This is a genomic window from Oryzomicrobium sp. (assembly GCF_036820405.1).
Taxonomy (GTDB): Bacteria; Pseudomonadota; Gammaproteobacteria; order Burkholderiales; family Rhodocyclaceae; genus Oryzomicrobium.
In genome coordinates this window covers 1-18,053 of record NZ_DAISLS010000007.1, presented here as the reverse complement: position 1 = coordinate 18,053, position 18,053 = coordinate 1, and the positions used below count along the sequence as shown (strand labels likewise).

Below are 18,053 nucleotides of genomic sequence, written 5' to 3'. Positions count from 1 at the left end.
GCGCCGCCGGCCGGAAAGGGCGGGATGGCTATAATTCTCCCCTTGTCGATTCCCACCTATGCCCCCGGCCCCGCCGTTGCACCCGGGCCGCCGCCTCCCATGACCCTTTCCGTTCCCGAATCCGGCTTGCTCGCCAACCTCAACCCGCCCCAGTACCAGGCCGTCACCCTGCCGGCCCAGTCGGCCCTGATCCTGGCCGGGGCCGGTTCGGGCAAGACCCGGGTGCTCACCACCCGCATCGCCTGGCTGATCGCCACCCACCAGGTCAGCCCCCACGGCATTTTGGCTGTGACTTTCACCAACAAGGCGGCCAAGGAAATGGTCACCCGCCTGGGGGCGATGATCCCGGTGAACCCGCGGGGGATGTGGATCGGCACCTTCCACGGCCTGTGCAACCGGCTGCTGCGCGCCCACTACAAGGACGCCGGCCTGCCTCAGCTGTTCCAGATCCTGGACACGGCGGACCAGCTTTCGGCGATCAAGCGGCTGTTGAAGAACCTCAACGTGGACGACGAGAAATTCCCGCCCCGGGAGCTGATGCACTTCATCAACGGCCACAAGGAACAAGGCATCCGCGCCGCCCAGGCCGAAGCCTGGGACGACTACACCCGGCGTCGCGTCGCCCTCTACGCCGAGTACGAAGCCCAGTGCCAGCGCGAGGGGGTGGTGGACTTCGCCGAGCTGCTGCTGCGCTGCTTCGAGCTGCTGTCGCGCAATGAGCCCCTGCGCGCCCACTACCAGTCCCGCTTCCGCCACATCCTGGTGGACGAGTTCCAGGACACCAACCGGCTTCAATATGCCTGGCTGAAGCTGATCGCCGGCTTCGAGCAGCGGGCCACCGACGCCCCGCCGGCGGCGGTGTTCGCCGTGGGCGACGACGACCAGTCGATCTACGCCTTCCGCGGCGCCGAAGTGGGCAACATGCGCGAGTTCGAGCGCGACTTCGCCAAGGAGACGGTAATCCGCCTGGAGCAGAACTACCGCTCCCACGGCAACATCCTGGACGCCGCCAACGCCCTCATCGCCCGCAACCGGGAACGCCTGGGCAAGACCCTGTGGACCGACGCCGGCGCCGGCGAGCCGATCCGGGTGTACGAGGGCATGTCCGACTTGGACGAGGCTCGCTTCATCGTGGACGAGATCCGCGAACTGGTGCGGGACGGCACCGAGCGCAGCCAGGTCGCCCTGCTCTACCGTTCCAACGCTCAGTCCCGGGTGCTGGAGCATGAGCTGTTCAGCCACGGCGTGCCTTACCGGGTCTATGGCGGGCTGCGCTTCTTCGAGCGCCAGGAGGTGAAGCACGCCCTGGCCTACCTGCGCCTGATCGCCAACCCGGACGACGACACCGCCTTCATGCGGGTGGTGAACTTCCCCACCCGGGGCATCGGCGCCCGCTCCCTGGAAGCCCTCCAGGCCGCCGCCCATACCGCCAATTCCAGTCTGTACAACGCCGCCGCCAGCCTCACCGGCAAGGCCGGCACCGCGGTGGCCGCCTTCATCCGCCTGGTGGAGACCCTGCGCCAGGAAACCGCCAGCCTGCCCCTGCCCGAGGCGGTGGAGCACGTCATCGAACGGTCCACCCTGCGCCAGCACTACCTGGGCGAAAAGGAAGGCCAGGACCGGCTGGAGAACCTGGACGAACTGATCAACGCCGCCGCCAACTTCGCCCGGGAATTTGCCGGCGGCGAAATCACCCTGGACGGCACGCCGGTCAATGGCGATGACCTGGGGGCGGTGCTGGCCGCCTTCCTCCAGCATGCCAGCCTGGAAGCCGGCGACCACCAGGCCGGGGCGGAAGAAGAGGCGGTGCAACTGATGACGGTGCACGCCGCCAAGGGCCTGGAGTTCGACGTGGTGTTCATCTCCGGGCTGGAGCAGGGCCTGTTCCCTCACGAGAACGCGGTGATGGAAGAGGGGGGCCTGGAAGAAGAGCGTCGCCTGATGTACGTGGCCATCACCCGGGCGCGCAAGCGCCTCTACCTGGCCCACGCCCAGACCCGCATGCTGCACGGCCAGACCCGCTACTGCCTGCCCTCCAAGTTTCTGGAGGAACTGCCGGAAGAGCTGCTCGCCCGGGTCAACAGCGTCGCCTCCCGGGAAACCGCCTACCCGGGCTGGGGGGCCTCTTCCCAGTCCCGCTGGAACGCCAGCCTGCCCCGCAGCGAAGCCCGGGCCGCGGCAGCGCCGGCCGGCGATGCGGGCGTGGGCAAGGGCCTTCGCATCGGCCAGAGCGTCAAGCACGCCAAGTTCGGCACCGGGGTCATCGTCGCCGCCGAAGGCCGGGGCAGCGATGCCCGGGTCCAGGTCAATTTCAGCAACGCCGGGGTGAAGTGGCTGGCCCTGGAGTACGCCAAGCTCGATCCCGTCTAAGTCTCCCCGTTTCCCGTTCTTCTTCCCGGAATCCGCCATGCCCCTGCTCCTGCCCGACGACGCCCCGTCCAACCTGCCGCAGCGCTGGCTGAAGCTGCTTTCGGTGCAACGCATCGGCACCGCCGGCGCCACCCACCGGGGCGAGCCGGATCGCACCGCCTTTCAGCAGGACTACGACCGCATCGTCTTTTCCGCCGCCTTCCGGCGCATGAAGGACAAGACCCAGGTCTTTCCCCTGGCCCAGAGCGACTACGTGCGCAACCGCCTGACCCACAGCCTGGAGGCGAGCTGCGTCGGGCGCAGCCTGGGCACGGCGGTGGGGCGCATCCTGGTGCAGCGCCACCAGTTGCAGGACCAGCTGCACGCCTCCGACTTCGGCGCCGTGGTGGCCTCGGCCTGCCTGGCCCACGACATCGGCAACCCGCCCTTCGGCCACGCCGGCGAGGACGCCATCCGCGACTGGTTCTGCGCTTCGGGCCTGTTCGAAAAACACGGCCTGACCGGCGCCCAGCGCGCCGACTTCGAGCGCTACGAGGGCAACGCCCAGGGCTTCCGTCTGCTCGCCCAGTTACAGAGCCCGTCCAATCCGGGGGGCTTGCAGCTCACCGCGGCGGTGGCGGCCTCCTTCGCCAAGTACCCCTGCCCGTCGTGGACCGAGCAGCCCCTGACCGGGCGCAGCGCCAAGAAGTTCGGCTACTTCCAGGCCGACGCCTGCTTCTTCGCCGAAGCCGCCGAAGCCGTCGGCCTGGTGGCCCGGGATGAGGCGCCCGGGGCGTGGCGACGCCATCCTCTGGCCTTCCTGGTGGAGGCGGCGGACGACATCTGCTATCGGGTGGTGGATTTCGAGGACGCCGCCCGCCTCGGCGTGATCACCTACGACACCGCCGAATCCCTGCTGCTCACCGTGGCCGGTGGGCCGGACCGGGCCAGCCGCCTGGCCCACATCCGCGAGCCCAAAGAGCGCATCGAATACCTGCGCGCCAAGGCCATCGGCCGCCTGGTGGAAGAGGCCGGCGCCTGCTTCCTGGAGAACGAGGCGGCCATCGTGGATGGCGCCTGGGACGACGAGCTGCTCGCCCATTCCCGGGTCAAGGAGGCCCTGGACGAGATCGAGCGCATCTCCTACGAGAAGATCTACGTCTGCCGCGCCGCCATGGAAGTGGAAGCGGCCGGCTGCGAAGTGCTGGCCGGCCTGCTGGATTGCTTCGTCGCCGCCGTCGAGGAAAAGGCTGTCCAGCTGGCGGGCGGGCCCAAGCCCACCACCCGCAGCCGGGTGGTGCTGACCCTGCTGCCGGCCCAGTTCCTCGGCAAGGACGGCCAGCCGGACGAAGACCCCTACCTGCGCCTGCTCAAGGTGGTGGATTTCGTCTCGGGCATGACCGACTCCTACGCCGTCACCCTGTACCGCCGCCTCAAGGGCATCGAACTGCCCGGGGCCTGAGCCGGCAGCCGGTCAGGGCGCCGTGGGGCCATGGGGCCTGCCGCCGGCCGGGCTTGGAGCGCCCCGGGGCTGGCGCTATAGTCGTAGCCCGCGCCGCCAACTCCTTCTGTCCGTCCCATGGAAATTTCCGTCAACGGCATCAAGCTGGCCTACGACCACCGCGGCGACGGCCCGCCGGTGGTCTTTCTCCATTCCCTGGGCGCCGACCACACCATCTGGGCGCCCCAGATCGAGATGCTGCGCGCCACCCACACCTGCGTCGCGGTGGACCTGCGCGGTCACGGCGGCAGCGAGGCGCCCCCGGGGCCCTATACCCTGGAGTGCCTGGCCGACGACGTGGCGGCCCTGATGGACGCCCTGTTCATCCCTTCCGCCACCATCGTCGGCATCTCCCTCGGCGGCATGGTGGCCATGACCCTGGCCCTGCGCCATCCCGCCAAGGCCGCCCGGCTAGTGCTGGCCGATACCACCGCCGCCTATCCGGACGAGGCCCAGGCGGCCTGGCCGGCGCGCATCCGGCAGGTGGAAGAGGGCGGCGTCGCCCCTCTGGTGGCGGCCACCCTGGAGCGCTGGTTCACTGCTGAAGTACGGCAGGAGCGCCCGGCCCTGGTGGAGCGGGTCGGTTCGATCATCGCCGCCACCCCGGTGGCCGGCTACGCCGGCTGCTGCCACGCCATCGCCGGCATGGCCGCCGAGCCCACCCTGAAGGGCCGCCTGCCCCTGATCCGCTGCCCCGCCCTGGTGGTGGTCGGCGACCGGGACGCGGGCACGCCGCCGGCCATGGCCGAGGCCATCGCCGCCGCCATCCCCGTGGCCCGGCTGGAAGTGATCGAAGGGGCGGCCCACCTGTCGAACCTGTGTCGTCCCGACCATTTCACCCAACTTCTGCACGCCTTTCTTGCCGAGCCGCCGGTCTAGCGGCCTGTCCCGGTTATAACAACAGCGCCGCCCGTCCGGCGGCCCCAACCCAGGAGCCTCCCCATGACTACCCACGCTATTCGCTTCCACCAGACCGGCGGCCCCGACGTCCTGCAATGGGAAACCGTCGATGTCGGCGCTCCGGCACCGGGCCAGGTGCGCCTGCGCCACCACGCCTGCGGCCTCAATTACATCGATACCTACCACCGCACCGGCCTGTACCCGGTGCCCCTGCCCTCCGGCATCGGCCTGGAAGGTGCCGGGGTGGTGGAGGCGGTGGGCGACGGCGTGCACCACCTCAAGATCGGCGACCGGGTGGCCTACGCCGGCGGCCCCCTGGGCGGCTATTCCGAGGTCCGCCTGATCCCCGCCGACCGGCTGGTGTGCCTGCCGGACGCCCTTTCTTTCGAGACCGGGGCGGCGATGATGCTCCAGGGGCTGACCACCGCCTACCTGCTGCGCCGCACCTACCGGGTCAAGCCCGGGGATACCGTGCTGATCCACGCTGCCGCCGGCGGGGTAGGGCTGATCGCCTGCCAGTGGGCCAAGGCCCTGGGCGCCACGGTGATCGGCACCGTGTCCACCGACGAGAAGGCGGCCCTGGCCAAGGCCCACGGCGCCGATCACGTGATCCTGTATTCCAAGGAGGCGGTGGCACCCCGGGTGCGCGAGCTGACCGGCGGCGAAGGCGTGGCGGTGGTTTACGACGGGGTGGGCAAGGACACCTTCCTGGCCTCCCTGGACAGCCTGCGCCCCCTGGGCATGATGGTCAGCTTCGGCAACGCCTCCGGCCCGGTGCCAGCCTTCGAACCGATCGAGCTGACCAACCGGGGCTCCCTGTTCTTCACCCGGCCCAAGCTGGCTGACTACACCGGCAAGCGCGCCGACCTGGAACCCCTGGCCGCCGAGCTGTTCGACGTGGTGCTGTCGGGCAAGGTGAAGATCGAGGTCAAGCAGACCTATGCCTTGAAGGATGCCGCCCAGGCCCACCGCGACCTGGAGGCGCGCAAGACGGTCGGCTCCACCGTGCTGATCCCCTGACTCCCTGATCCTCCGATCCCCCGGGCCGCGCAGCGGCCTCGTTCGGTCCGGGGGGATGTGCTGCCCTCATGCCCGGCGCCAAACCCCAGGCTGGGCGGGCTTCTCCGCGATGCACGCCCGCGCCGCCAGATTCCACGAGGCTTTCCAGAGGGCATGGTTGAAACCCCGCGCCAGTAGCGGCTTTCCGGCGCATGCCTTTTCCGTTCTGCTGACTCCCCATGACTCCGACGCCCACTCCCCCGCCGGACCTGCCGCCGCCCGAGCCGCGCCGCCGCTTCGCCCTGATCGCCAGCGGGCGGGACCTGGTGGCCACCTTCTGGCCCTGGATCCTGCTGGTGCTGGCCGGCTTCGTCATCGCCTTCCACTACGTCAAGCCGGCGCCGCCGCGCCATGTGGTGTTCGCCGCCGGGGCCCAGAGCGGGGCCTACTACGGCTTTGCCAAGCGCTACGCGGCCATCCTGGCGCGCAACGGCATCGCCGTGGAGGTGCGCGAGACCGCCGGTTCCGCCGACAACCTGGCCCGGCTGCTGGACCCGGACGATCCGGCCAAGATCGGCTTCGTCCAGGGCGGCATCTTGCCGACGCCGGGCAGCGTTTCCGAGGATTCGTCGGAAAGCGAAGCGGTACCCCTGCTGTCCCTCGGCGCCATGTACTACGAGCCCTTGTGGGTGTTCTACCGGCCGGCGGCCTTTCCCGGCGGTCCCCTGACCCGGCTTACCCAGCTGGCCGGCAAGCGGGTCGCCATCGGCGGTGCGGGCAGCGGCGTGCGCCCCCTGGCCGAACAACTGCTCGACGCCAACCGGGTGGCGGCGCACCTGTCCGATCTGGGCGGGCTGAAAGCGGCCGAAGCCCTGGTGCAGGGGCGGCTGGACGTGGCCTTCCTGATCGCCGGGCCAGAGGCGCCCATGGTCCAGGACCTGCTGCGCACCCCGGGCGTGGCCCTGATGAGCTTCGTCCAGGCCGATGCCTACACCCGGCGCTTTCCCTTCCTGTCGCGCATCGTCCTGCCCCGGGGGGCGGTGGACCTGGTGCGCGACTACCCGGCCCAGGATGTGGTGCTGCTCGCCCCCACCGCCAACCTGGTAATCCACGAGAACCTCCATCCGGCCTTGGCCGGCCTGTTCCTCGAAGCCGCCAGCGAGGTGCACCGGGAATCGGGCTTCTTCCAGAAGCGCGGCGAATTCCCCGCTCCCCGGGAGCAGACCTTTCCCCTGGCGCCCCAGGCCGAGCGCTACTACAAATCCGGCCCGCCCCTGTTGCAGCGCTACCTGCCCTTCTGGGCGGCGGTGCTGGCCGACCGTCTGCTGGTGCTCTTGATCCCCTTCCTGGCCCTGCTGCTGCCGGTGTTCCGCCTGGCGCCGGCCCTCTACACGTGGCGGGTGCGCTCCCGGGTGTTCCGCCTCTACGGCGAACTGAAGTTCCTCGAAAGCGACATCCGCACCGGCTTCGATCCGGCCCGGCTGGCGAGCTACCGGGAGCGCCTGGCGCGCATCGAGGAACAGGCGTTCCGCCGCCGCCTGCCCCTGGCCTTTCTCGACCTGCAATACACCCTGCGCACCCACATCGCCCTGGTACGCGCCGACCTGGACGCCCGCGCCCGGCAAGCCGCACCGTGACAGGGGCCGTGCTATCCTCGCCGCCACATTCTTAAAACATAAATAGGGAGGAGCTTATGGTTCAGGTTGCGTCGTTTGCCGGCGTTTCCGTTTATCTGGTGGAGCCGTCGGCGACCCAGGCCCGCCTGGTGGAGCAGATGCTGCAACGGGCCGGCGCCAGCCGGGTCGATGTGTTCGCCTCGCAAGAGGCCACACTGGCCGCCCTGCGCGAGGCGCGGCCCACGGTGGTGGTGAGCAGCCTCTACCTGCCGGATGGCACCGGCACCGCCCTGGTGGCGGCGATGCGGGCCGAGGAGGGGCTGGAGACGGTGCCCTTCGTGCTGATTTCCAGCGAAACCCGGCCCCAGGTGCTGGACCCGGTGCGCCAGTCGGGCGCCTGCTGCATCCTGGAAAAACCCTTCGACGACGAGCGTCTGGCCCGGGCCCTGCGCGCCGTGCTCAGTTTCGACTCCCACCACGAGGTGTTGAGCCTTGACGTGGAAACCCTGCGGGTGCTGCTGGTGGACGACAGCCCCATGGCCCGCCGCCACATCCGCCGCATGCTCGAAAGCCTGGGCATCGAGCGCATCCTGGAGGCCGAGAACGGCCGCGAGGCCATCGGCCTGTTGGCCGAGACCATGGTGGACCTGGTGGTCACCGACTACAACATGCCGGAAATGGACGGCAAGGCCCTCACCGAGTACATCCGCACCCAGAGCTGGCAGAACGCGGTGCCGGTGCTGATGGTCACCAGCGAGCAGGACCAGGGCCGGCTCGCGGCGGTGGAGCGGGCCGGCGTCTCGGCGGTGTGCGACAAGCCGTTCGAGCCGGCCACCGTGCGCCGCCTGATCGAGCAGGTTATGGCCGCCTGAGGCGGTGTACTCGCGCGGCGACGGGCGTTCCGTCCCGCTGCCAGCCCTCTCCGACGCCCCGCCTGTGCGGGGCGTTTTCGTTGGGCAAAAGAAAAATGATGCCGGGTGCTTGCAGCCGGGAATAATCTTCCCTATGATTTAAACGAACGTTTGAATCATAGTCAGGACACGCAGCAACCCATGAGCGCCGTAGCCAAGATGACCACCCCGAATTCCGCCGATGCCAAATCCGCCGCCCAGAGCAGCGATACCGCCGAGCGCATCCTCGACGTGGCGGAACGCCTGTTCATGGCCCACGGCTACGACGGCACCTCGATGCGCATGATCACCGGCGAGGCCCAGGTGAACCTGGCGGCGGTCAATTACCACTTCGGCTCCAAGGAAGACCTGTTGCGCGAAGTGTTCCGCCGCCGCCTCTCCTGGCTCAACGCCGAGCACCTGCAAGTCCTCGACGCCCTGGAGGCGGAAGCCGGCGGCAAGCCGCTCAAGCCGTCCCTGATCGTCGAAGCCTTCTTCGGCACCCTGCTCAAGATGGGCGAGGAGCCGGCCCTGGGCGGCATGACCTTCCTGCGCCTGCTCGGCCGCACCATGACCGAGCCGGCCGCCTTCATCCGCACCTTCTTCGCCGGCGAGTACGCCGAGGTGATGGGCCGCTTCAAGGATGCGCTCTTCCGCGCCCTGCCCGACGTGCCCAGGGAAGAGATCGCCTGGCGCTTCCACTTCATGCTCGGTGCCATGTCCTACGCCATCGCCGAGACCGACGTGCTTTCCCTGATCGACGGTTTCGAGGTGTCCGAGTCCGACGTGGAGGCCGAGGCGGCCCGCCAGCTCAAGGCGCGGCTGATGCCCTTCCTCCTCGGCGGCCTGCGCGCCCCGCTGCCCCAGCTACCCCTCGGAATGGCGCCGCCTTCGGCGGCCGCCTGACCGGCCCGCTTCCGCCTGACCCCCACCTTCACCTAACAGAGCCGGACACCGGCCAAGACCATAAATTGGAGACAGCCATGACGAATTCGGTCATCCCTCTGCCAGCGGTAACACTGGTACTCCTTGGAGTACTGCTGGCTTTTGTCGCGCTGATCAGCATCCGTCCCCTGCGGCGGGCGCTGATCAGCCGGCCTCTTTTTGGGATCTACAAGCGCATCCTCCCCTCCATGTCCGACACCGAGCGGGAGGCCCTGGAGGCGGGCACCGTGTGGTGGGAAGGCGATCTGTTCCGCGGCAAGCCCGACTGGAAGAAGATGCACGCCTACCCCAAGCCGGTGCTGACGGCCGAAGAGCGCTCCTTCCTCGACAACGAGGTGGAGACCGCCTGCCGCATGACCAACGACTGGGATGTGTCGCACCATCGTTATGACCTGGACGCCGAGACTTGGCAGTACATCAAGGACAAGGGCTTCCTCGGCCTGATCATTCCCAAGAAGTACGGCGGCCTGGGCTATTCGGCCTACGCCCACTCCCAGGTGATGACCAAGCTGTCCACCCGTTCCTCGGCCCTGGCCGTGTCGGTGATGGTGCCCAACTCCCTGGGCCCGGCCGAGCTGCTGCTGCACTACGGTACCGAAGAGCAGAAGAACCACTACCTGCCGCGTCTGGCCAAGGGGCTGGAAGTGCCGGCCTTCGCCCTGACCTCCCCCTGGGCCGGCTCCGACGCCGCCTCGATTCCCGACTTCGGCGTGGTCTGCAAGGGCACCTGGCAGGGCAAGGAAGTGCTCGGCATGCGCGTCACCTGGGACAAGCGCTACATCACCCTGGCCCCGGTGTGCACCATCCTCGGCCTGGCCTTCCGTCTCTACGATCCGGACGGTCTGCTCGGCGACAAGAAAGACATCGGCATCACCTGCGCCCTGGTTCCCCATGACCACCCGGGTGTGGACGTGGGCCGCCGCCACTTCCCGCTCAACGCCGTGTTCATGAACGGCCCGACCCGGGGCAAGGACGTGTTCATGCCCCTGGACTTCATCATCGGTGGCCCGGCCATGGTCGGCCAGGGCTGGCGCATGCTGATGGAGTGCCTGGCCGCCGGCCGCTCCATCTCCCTGCCGTCCTCCAACACCGGCATGGCCAAGATGACGGCCCGCGCCGTGGGCGGCTATGCCCGGGTGCGCAGCCAGTTCAAGATGGCCGTGGGCAAGTTCGAGGGCGTCGAAGAAGCCCTGACCCGCATCGGCGCCTACACCTACCTGGTGGACGCCACCCGCACCATGACCGCCGGGGCGGTGGATCTGGGCGAGAAACCCTCCGTGGTCTCCGCCATCGCCAAGTACCACGTCACCGAGCGGGCCCGCAAAGTGGTCAACGACGGTATGGATGTGATCGGCGGCAAGGGCATCTGCCTCGGACCCTCCAACTTCCTCGGCCGCGCCTACCAGCAGATTCCCATCGGCATTACCGTGGAAGGCGCCAACATCCTCACCCGTAGCCTGATCCTGTTCGGCCAGGGCGCCATCCGCTGCCATCCCTACGTGCTCGCCGAAATGCGTGCCGCCCAGAACCCGAATGCGGCGGCCGGCCTGCTGGACTTCGACAAGGCCTTGTTCGGCCACGTCGGCTACACCATCAAGAACGGCCTGCGCGCCCTGGGCATGGGCCTGGCCGGCAGCCACTTCGTCGGCGTCAATGCGGACGTGGCGCCGGAAGTGAAGCGCTACTACCAGCAGCTCACCCGCTTCTCCTCGGCCTTCGCTTTCCTCGCCGACGTGTCGATGCTGGTGTTGGGCGGCGGCCTGAAGCGGCGCGAGAAGCTGTCGGCCCGCCTCGGCGACATCCTCTCCCAGATGTACCTGATTTCCGCCACCCTCAAGCGCTTCCAGGACGAAGGCCGCCAGAAGGACGACCTGCCCCTGGTGCACTGGGCGGTGTGGGACGCCATGTACCAGGCCCAGGAAGCCTTCGACGGCGTCATCGCCAACTACCCGAACAAGCTGGTGGCCTGGTTCCTCAACCGCATCATCTTCCCCCTGGGCCACCCCTACGTGGTGCCGTCCGACGACGTCGGCCACCAGGTCGCCAAGCTGCTGATCAACCCCTCGGCCGCCCGGGAGCGCCTGGCCTCGGACACCTTCGTCGATCGCCGCGAGGAAGACCCGGTGGGCGCCATCGAGTTGGCTCTGGAGGCGACCCTTGCCGCCGAGGCGGTGGAAGCCAAGATCCGCGAGGCCGAGAAAGCCGGGCGCTTCGACAACAACCCGCTGGCCAACGTGCGCGACATCGCCCACGCCGCCTTCGAGGCCAAGGTCATCAGCGCCGCCGAGTACGACGTGGTCAAGCGCCGCAACCACCTGCGCGACATCGTCATCCGGGTGGACGACTTTCCCTTCGATCTGGGAGTGGCCGGTGCCGCCCAGCCGGCGGAAAAGAAGGCCGCCTAAACAGTAAGCGACGCAACCGCAGAATCCGCCGCCCCTCACCGGACCGGGCCGTGCCAAGAGCCCGGCCGGCGAGGGCGCCCAGCACCCGGGCGCACGGCGGCCCCGACAGAATGCAGCAGGAGGAGACAGCGTGATCGAGCAAGCCCAGCAATCCCGGACCTTCCAACCCGTCTACGTGGTGGACGGCGCCCGCACCCCCTTCCTCAAGGCGCGCAACGCCCCCGGCCCCTTCTGGGCCTCGGACCTGGCCACCCAGGCCGGCCGCACCCTGCTGGCTCGCCAGCCCTTCCTGCCCTCCGACCTGTCGGAAGTGGTGCTGGGCTGCGCCGCTCCGTCGGCGGATGAGGCCAACATCGGCCGCATGGTGGCGCTGCGCCTCGGCTGCGGCGACCGGGTGCCGGGCTGGACGGTGATGCGCAACTGCGCCTCGGGCATGCAGGCCCTGGATTCGGCCATCGCCAACATCCAGTCGGGCCGTTCCGAGCTGGTCCTGGCCGGCGGCGTCGATGCCCTGTCCCGGGCGCCCCTGCTCTTTTCCGAACAGATGGTGGTGTGGCTGTCGCGCTGGTATGCCACCAAGACCGCCGGGCAGAAGCTGGCCGCCCTGCGCAGCTTCAAACTTGGCTACCTGGCGCCGGTGATCGGCCTGTTGAAGGGCCTCACCGACCCGGTGCTGGGCCTGACCATGGGCCAGACCGCCGAGAACCTGGCCTTCCGTTTCGGCATCACCCGCGCCGACATGGACGCCTTCGCGGTGGAATCCCACCGCCGCGCCGTGGCCGCCCGGGCCGCCGGCCACATGGGCGAGATCGTTCCCCTGGTGGACGGCGAGGGCAATCTCTACCCCGAGGACGACGGCGTGCGCCCCGACTCGTCGGTGGACAACCTGAAGAAGCTGCGCCCGGTGTTCGACCGCAAGTACGGCAACGTCACCGCCGGCAACAGCTCCCAGGTCACCGACGGCGCCGCCTGGCTGCTGCTCGCCTCCGAGGCGGCGGTGCAGCGCTGGAAGCTCGAACCCCTGGGCAAGATCAGCGACAGCCAGTGGGCTGGTCTCGACCCCGCCCAGATGGGCCTGGGCCCGGTCCATGCCGCCACGCCGATCCTGCAACGCCACGGCCTGGGCCTCAACGACCTGGATGCCTGGGAAATCAACGAAGCCTTCGCCGCCCAGGTGCTGGCCTGCCAGCGCGCCTGGGCCGACCCCGCCTATTGCCGCGACGAGCTGGGGCTGGATGAGCCCCTGGGCACGCTCGATGCCGCCCGCCTCAACGTGGACGGCGGCGCCGTGGCCCTGGGGCACCCGGTGGGGGCCTCCGGGGCGCGCATCGTCCTGCACCTGCTGCACGTGTTGCGCCGCCAGGGCAAGCGGCGCGGCATCGCCTCGATCTGCATCGGCGGCGGCCAGGGCGGCGCCATGCTGGTGGAAACCCTCTGAGCCCCATCCCGGGACGACGGCCATGGCCAAGCTCAGGATCGGCATCGTGGTGGATTCCTGCTGCGACCTGCCCCGGGACTTTCTCGACGCCCACGGCATCGTGGTGCTGCCCATCGCCCTGCGCGTGGGCGGGCGCATCGTCGAGGACAGGCGGGACCCCCAGGCGACCCAGGAGTTCTACCGCAAGTATCTGGACAAGCGCGACGAGGATTTCGCCGAGTCCATCCCCTACACCGTCGAGCAGATCGAGCGCCTGTTTCTGGAACGGCTCGCCCTCGACTTCGATTTCGTCTACTGCCTGACCATCACCGCCAAGCGCAGCCCCATCTTCGACAACGCCACCCGGGCCTCCCGCACCATCCTGGCCAAGTACAAGGACGTACGCCGCGCCGCCGGCCTGCCGGAGCGCTTCGGCCTGGCGGTGGCCTCGTCGCGCAACATGTTCACCGGCCAGGCGGTGCAGGTGGCCGAACTGGCCCGCCTGGTGGCCGCCGGCAAGACCCCCAGCGAGATCGGCGACCGCTTGCAGAAGCTGGTGGCGGGCACCCACACCTACCTGATGCCCACCGACCTGTTCCACATCTTCAAGCGCGCCCAGAAGAAGGGCGACAAGAGCGTCACCTGGGGGGCCTACGCCCTGGGCTCGATGCTCGACGTCAAGCCGATCCTGCACTGCCACATGGACGAGACCGGGCCGGTGGCCAAGGTGCGCGGCTTCGAGAGCGGCGTGGAGCGGATGTTCGACAACGCCATCCACCAGATCCGCACCGGCCTCGAAGCCCCCTTCGTCTGCCTGAGCTACGGCGGCGACCTGGATGCGGTGCCCGACCTGCCCGGCTACGGCGAGCTGGCCAAGGCCGCCCGGGACAAGGACGTGCAGTTGCTGGTGGCGCCGATGAGCGCCACGGCGGCGATCAACGTCGGCCCCGGCGCCGTGTCCCTGGCCTTCGTCAGCAGCGCTGCTCCGGCTGCCCAGACCGGCGCCGTGCATTGAGCGCGCCATTCACTGACTTCCAGAATTCCTCCGCGACCATGAACATGAACGACCTGAACACGCAGCAGCTGACCCACTGGCAACTGCGCACCGACGACGCCGGCATCGCCTGGGCCACCCTGGACCGGGCCGGCGAATCCGCCAACACCCTGTCCAAGGCTGTGCTTGAAGAACTCGACCGCTTGCTCACCCACCTCGACGGCCAGCGCCCCAAGGCCCTGATCATCGCCTCGGGCAAGAGCGCCGGCTTCGTCGCCGGCGCCGACATCGGCGAATTCACCGCCCTGGCGTCGCTCGAAGCCACCAAGGGATTCGTCGCCCTGGGCTGGAACGTCTTCGAGCGCCTCGCCGCCGTGCCCTATCCGACCCTGGCCCTGGTGCGCGGCCACTGCCTGGGCGGCGGCCTGGAACTGGCCATGGCCTGCCGCTACCGGGTGGCGGTGGATGAGCCGGGCACCAAGTTCGCCCTGCCCGAGGTCATGCTCGGCATCTTCCCCGGCTGGGGCGGCATGAAGCGCCTGCCGGCCCTGGTGGGCCCCCAGGTGGCCCTGGACATGATGCTCACCGGCCGCAATGTGGATGCCAAGAAGGCCAAGCGCCTGGGCCTGGCCGACGAGTGCGTCGCCCCCCGGGTGATGCACAACGCCGCCCGGGGCCTGGTGCTGTCCGGCAAGCCGGCCCGGCGCCTGCCCTTCATGGCCCGCCTGCTCAACGGCCCGCTGAAGAGCGTGGTGGCCAACGGCGCACGCAAGCAGGTGGCGAAGAAGGCCCGCCCCGAACACTACCCGGCCCCCTACGCCATCATCGATTTCTGGCAGCACCACAACGGCAACGCCCTGGCCGCCCCCGAGGTCATGGCGCGCATCACCGGCAACGACACGGCCAAGAACCTGGTGCGGGTGTTCCACCTCCAGGAGCGCCTCAAGGGCTTCGGCAAGGATGGCGCCTTCAAGGCCCAGCGCCTGCACGTGGTCGGCGCCGGGGTGATGGGCGGCGACATCGCCGCCGTGGCTGCCCTGAAGGGCATCACCGTCACCTTGCAGGACCAGGAGCTGTCCCGTATCGCCCCGGCCATCGCCCGGGCGAAGAAACTGTTCCAGCGCCGCCTCAAGGACAAGCTGCTGGTGCGCTCCGCCATGGACCGCCTGATTCCCGATCCGACTGGCGCCGGGGCCGCCCACGCCGACGTGGTGATCGAAGCCATCTTCGAGAACCTGGATGCCAAGCACGCCCTGCTGAAGAGCCTGGAAGCGCGCATGAAGCCCGAGGCCGTGCTCGCAACCAACACCTCCAGCCTGAAGATCGAGGACCTGCGCACGGTGCTGAACCAGCCCGAGCGGCTGGTGGGCATCCACTTCTTCAACCCGGTGCCGATGATGCCCCTGGTGGAGGTGGTGGAGGCCGGCGGCACCGACGGCGCGGCCTTCCGCAACGCCTGCGCCTTCGTCAAGCAGATCGACAAGTTGCCCTTGCCGGTGAAGAGCGCCCCGGGCTTTCTAGTGAACGCGGTGCTGGCCCCCTACATGCTCGAAGCCATGCGCTGCGTCGATGAAGGTATCGCCCCGGAAACCGTGGATGCGGCCATGGAAGCCTTCGGCATGCCGATGGGCCCCATCGAGTTGGCCGACACCGTGGGTCTGGACATCGCCATGGCGGCGGGCAAGACCTTGGCCGCCGGTGCCGGCGGCAACGTGGAACCGCCGCGTTGCCTGGCCGACAAGGTGGCCGCCGGCAACCTGGGCAAGAAGAGTGGCCGCGGCTTCTACGATTTTTCTAGTGGCAAGCCGGCCAAGGGCACGGCCGGCACCATCCCGGCCGGCTTGGCCGAGCGACTGGTGGCGCCTTTGTTGGCGAAAACGCAACAACTGGTCGATGACGGCATCGTGGCCGATGCGGACTTGGCTGACGCCGGCGTTATATTTGGCACGGGGTTCGCGCCTTTCACCGGCGGGCCCCTCAATTACGCCAACCAGGGCGCCGCAAACCAGTCCGCGACTTCCATCCGTTCCGCGGCCCGGAGCTGACGGCGCCAGCCCAACGGAGCCCCAAATGTCCAACGATCCCGTCCTCCTGCCTAACCGCCAGCCCGCCCTGCGGGTGGTGCCCATGCCCGCCGACCTGAACCAGAACGGCGACATTTTCGGCGGCTGGGTAATGGCTCGCGTCGACATGGCCGGCGGCATCGTTGCCATGCGCCGCGCCAAGGGACGGGTCGCCACCGTGTCGGTGAACGCCTTTCAGTTCAAGCAGCCCATTTCGGTAGGGGACGTGGTCAGTTTCTACACCCGCATCGTGCGCGAAGGCACCACCTCGATCACGGTGGATGTGGAGGTCTATGCCGAGCGCAACCCGTCCGCCCCGGTCACAGTGAAGGTCACCGAGGCCACCCTGACCTACGTCGCCATCGACATCGACGGCAACAAGCGGCCCCTGCCGCCAGTCCAGGAGGCATGACCGCGGCCAGCCTGTCGTAACCCGTTTCATCCCGCCGGCACCCGCCGGCGGGCGAAAGCCCGGGGGGCCCGCTCCCCACCCATAAGCACCAAAACCAATCATCATCAAAAGAGGAGACTTTACTTATGAAAAGAGGGACTGCTTTGCGCGCCATCCCGGCCGCCATTCTCGCCCTGTCCTCCGGCTATGCCGGTGCTTCGGGTTTCCAACTTCTGGAGCAGAACGCCAGCGGCCTGGGCAACGCCTACGCCGGCTCTGCGGCCAATGCGGAAAACGCCTCGGTGCAGTTCTACAACCCGGCGGCCATGAGCGCCCTGGGCCAGGGGACATCGGTTTCGGTGGGCTTCAACGCGATCACGCCGGGCTACAAGTTCAGCAACGAAGGCTCCACCACCAGTGTCGGCGCAACCCGCCCCACCCCGGGCAGCAACGGCGGCGACGCCGGCAGCACCGGCTGGGTGCCTAACGCCTACATGGCCTATGGCGTCACCAAGGACATTTCCGTCGGCCTCGGCCTGGGCGCCCCCTTCGGCCTCAAGTCCGAATACAGCCCGGACTGGGTGGGCTCGGCTCAATCCATCAAGTTCGACGTCAAGACCATCAACATCAACCCGTCGATCTCCTGGAAGGTCAACGAGCTGATCTCCCTCGGCGCCGGTGTGAGCTACCAGAAGCTCGACGTCGAATATGTCCGCCGCGTCGTGGCCCAGAGCCCGCTGGTGCCCGCCAACCCCCTCTATCCCAGCAACCAGTTCGTCACCCTGAAGGCCGACGACTGGGCCTGGGGCTGGAACGTGGGCGCCCTGTTCACCCTGTCGCCGAGCACCAAGGTCGGGGTGTCCTACCGCTCCCAGGTCAAGCATGAGGTGGAGGGCAACCTGTCCAGCGGCTATGGCCCTGCCAACGGCAACGCCAAGGTCAGCGTGACCCTGCCGGATACCTTCATCGTTTCCGTCACCCAGGCCCTGTCCGACCGCTGGGAAATGCTCGGCGACATCTCCCTGACCCGCTGGTCTACGATCAAGAAGCTGGATGTGATGTCCAATTCCTTGGCCGCCCAGGCTAACGGTGGCGTGGCCCAGGTGCTGCACACCGAGTTCCAGGATGCCTGGCGCGTCGCCCTCGGTGCCAACTACAAGGTCAACGACGCCTGGAAGCTGAAGTTCGGCATCGCCTACGACCAGACCCCGGTGAAGAACGCCACTACCCGCCTGGCCTCCCTGCCGGACAACGACCGCACCTGGTTCTCGATCGGCGCCCAGTGGAAGCCGGCCAAGGATCAGGCGGTGGATGTGGGCTTCGCCTACCTGTTGGTGCCTGACGCCAAGATCAACAGCAACCAGTCCGCCGACAACCAGGGCACCCTGACCGGCACCTACAAGGACAGCGCCTACATCTTCGGGGCTCAGTACTCGATCAAGTTCTAAGCCGTCCTCCTGCAACACACCGCGACCTGCCCGGGACGTTTCCGGGCCGGTCGCGGCCTCGATACCGACAAGAAGACAAGACCATGAGCGAGACCAGCAAACTAGTAGTACGCAAGGCGGCGGTTCTGGGGGCGG

General features: G+C 68.5%; 13 protein-coding genes. All 13 read left to right on the top strand.

The genetic code is table 11. The features are described from left to right. The first annotated feature begins 99 nt into the window (after positions 1-99). Positions 100-2,370, top strand: coding sequence for a UvrD-helicase domain-containing protein (locus V7Z98_RS07665; protein ID WP_334157560.1), 2,271 nt, complete (start codon positions 100-102; stop codon positions 2,368-2,370). 37 nt (positions 2,371-2,407) lie between these two features. Next, positions 2,408-3,811 (top strand): deoxyguanosinetriphosphate triphosphohydrolase, encoded by a 1,404-nt coding sequence (locus V7Z98_RS07660; protein ID WP_334157559.1) that lies wholly within the window; start codon positions 2,408-2,410, stop codon positions 3,809-3,811. A gap of 117 nt (positions 3,812-3,928) precedes the next feature. Next, a complete protein-coding gene (locus V7Z98_RS07655) occupies positions 3,929-4,729 on the top strand; it encodes an alpha/beta fold hydrolase (protein WP_334157558.1) in 801 nt (266 codons plus the stop codon). Between the two features lie 63 nt (positions 4,730-4,792). Further along, on the top strand, positions 4,793-5,770 hold the full coding sequence (locus V7Z98_RS07650) for a quinone oxidoreductase family protein (RefSeq protein ID WP_334157557.1): 978 nt from the start codon (positions 4,793-4,795) through the stop codon (positions 5,768-5,770). Positions 5,771-5,988: 218 nt separating this feature from the next. Then, positions 5,989-7,386, top strand: a complete 1,398-nt coding sequence (locus tag V7Z98_RS07645; RefSeq protein WP_334157556.1) for a TAXI family TRAP transporter solute-binding subunit — start codon at positions 5,989-5,991, stop codon at positions 7,384-7,386. Positions 7,387-7,442: 56 nt separating this feature from the next. Next, complete coding sequence (locus tag V7Z98_RS07640; protein ID WP_293263879.1) at positions 7,443-8,237, top strand: response regulator; 795 nt, start codon at positions 7,443-7,445, stop codon at positions 8,235-8,237. A 180-nt stretch (positions 8,238-8,417) separates the two neighbouring features. Further along, positions 8,418-9,161 carry a TetR/AcrR family transcriptional regulator gene (locus V7Z98_RS07635; protein WP_334157555.1) on the top strand — a complete coding sequence of 248 codons (744 nt, stop codon included), beginning with the start codon at positions 8,418-8,420 and terminating at the stop codon, positions 9,159-9,161. Between the two features lie 77 nt (positions 9,162-9,238). After that, the gene (locus V7Z98_RS07630) at positions 9,239-11,605 is read left to right on the top strand and encodes an acyl-CoA dehydrogenase (RefSeq protein ID WP_334157554.1); all 2,367 of its coding nucleotides are present in this window, start codon (positions 9,239-9,241) and stop codon (positions 11,603-11,605) included. 130 nt (positions 11,606-11,735) lie between these two features. After that, positions 11,736-13,043, top strand: a complete 1,308-nt coding sequence (locus V7Z98_RS07625) for an acetyl-CoA C-acetyltransferase (protein ID WP_334157553.1) — start codon at positions 11,736-11,738, stop codon at positions 13,041-13,043. A gap of 22 nt (positions 13,044-13,065) precedes the next feature. After that, positions 13,066-14,037: a DegV family protein gene (locus V7Z98_RS07620; RefSeq protein WP_334157552.1), complete on the top strand. Its 972-nt coding sequence runs from the start codon at positions 13,066-13,068 to the stop codon at positions 14,035-14,037. A 44-nt stretch (positions 14,038-14,081) separates the two neighbouring features. Then, a complete protein-coding gene (locus tag V7Z98_RS07615) occupies positions 14,082-16,061 on the top strand; it encodes a 3-hydroxyacyl-CoA dehydrogenase NAD-binding domain-containing protein (RefSeq protein WP_334157551.1) in 1,980 nt (659 codons plus the stop codon). Positions 16,062-16,086: 25 nt separating this feature from the next. Beyond that, the gene (locus V7Z98_RS07610) at positions 16,087-16,491 is read left to right on the top strand and encodes an acyl-CoA thioesterase (RefSeq protein ID WP_293263873.1); all 405 of its coding nucleotides are present in this window, start codon (positions 16,087-16,089) and stop codon (positions 16,489-16,491) included. A gap of 125 nt (positions 16,492-16,616) precedes the next feature. Then, the gene (locus tag V7Z98_RS07605; protein WP_334157550.1) at positions 16,617-17,918 is read left to right on the top strand and encodes an OmpP1/FadL family transporter; all 1,302 of its coding nucleotides are present in this window, start codon (positions 16,617-16,619) and stop codon (positions 17,916-17,918) included. The last annotated feature ends 135 nt before the right edge of the window (positions 17,919-18,053 follow it).

Bases quoted from the DNA above. Each gene is read 5' to 3' on its own strand.
- V7Z98_RS07665 (WP_334157560.1), top strand. From the start codon at position 100: ATGACCCTTTCCGTTCCCGAATCCGGCTTGCTCGCCAACCTCAACCCG.
- V7Z98_RS07660 (WP_334157559.1), top strand. From the start codon at position 2,408: ATGCCCCTGCTCCTGCCCGACGACGCCCCGTCCAACCTGCCGCAGCGC.
- V7Z98_RS07655 (WP_334157558.1), top strand. From the start codon at position 3,929: ATGGAAATTTCCGTCAACGGCATCAAGCTGGCCTACGACCACCGCGGC.
- V7Z98_RS07650 (WP_334157557.1), top strand. From the start codon at position 4,793: ATGACTACCCACGCTATTCGCTTCCACCAGACCGGCGGCCCCGACGTC.
- V7Z98_RS07645 (WP_334157556.1), top strand. From the start codon at position 5,989: ATGACTCCGACGCCCACTCCCCCGCCGGACCTGCCGCCGCCCGAGCCG.
- V7Z98_RS07640 (WP_293263879.1), top strand. From the start codon at position 7,443: ATGGTTCAGGTTGCGTCGTTTGCCGGCGTTTCCGTTTATCTGGTGGAG.
- V7Z98_RS07635 (WP_334157555.1), top strand. From the start codon at position 8,418: ATGAGCGCCGTAGCCAAGATGACCACCCCGAATTCCGCCGATGCCAAA.
- V7Z98_RS07630 (WP_334157554.1), top strand. From the start codon at position 9,239: ATGACGAATTCGGTCATCCCTCTGCCAGCGGTAACACTGGTACTCCTT.
- V7Z98_RS07620 (WP_334157552.1), top strand. From the start codon at position 13,066: ATGGCCAAGCTCAGGATCGGCATCGTGGTGGATTCCTGCTGCGACCTG.
- V7Z98_RS07615 (WP_334157551.1), top strand. From the start codon at position 14,082: ATGAACGACCTGAACACGCAGCAGCTGACCCACTGGCAACTGCGCACC.
- V7Z98_RS07610 (WP_293263873.1), top strand. From the start codon at position 16,087: ATGTCCAACGATCCCGTCCTCCTGCCTAACCGCCAGCCCGCCCTGCGG.
- V7Z98_RS07605 (WP_334157550.1), top strand. From the start codon at position 16,617: ATGAAAAGAGGGACTGCTTTGCGCGCCATCCCGGCCGCCATTCTCGCC.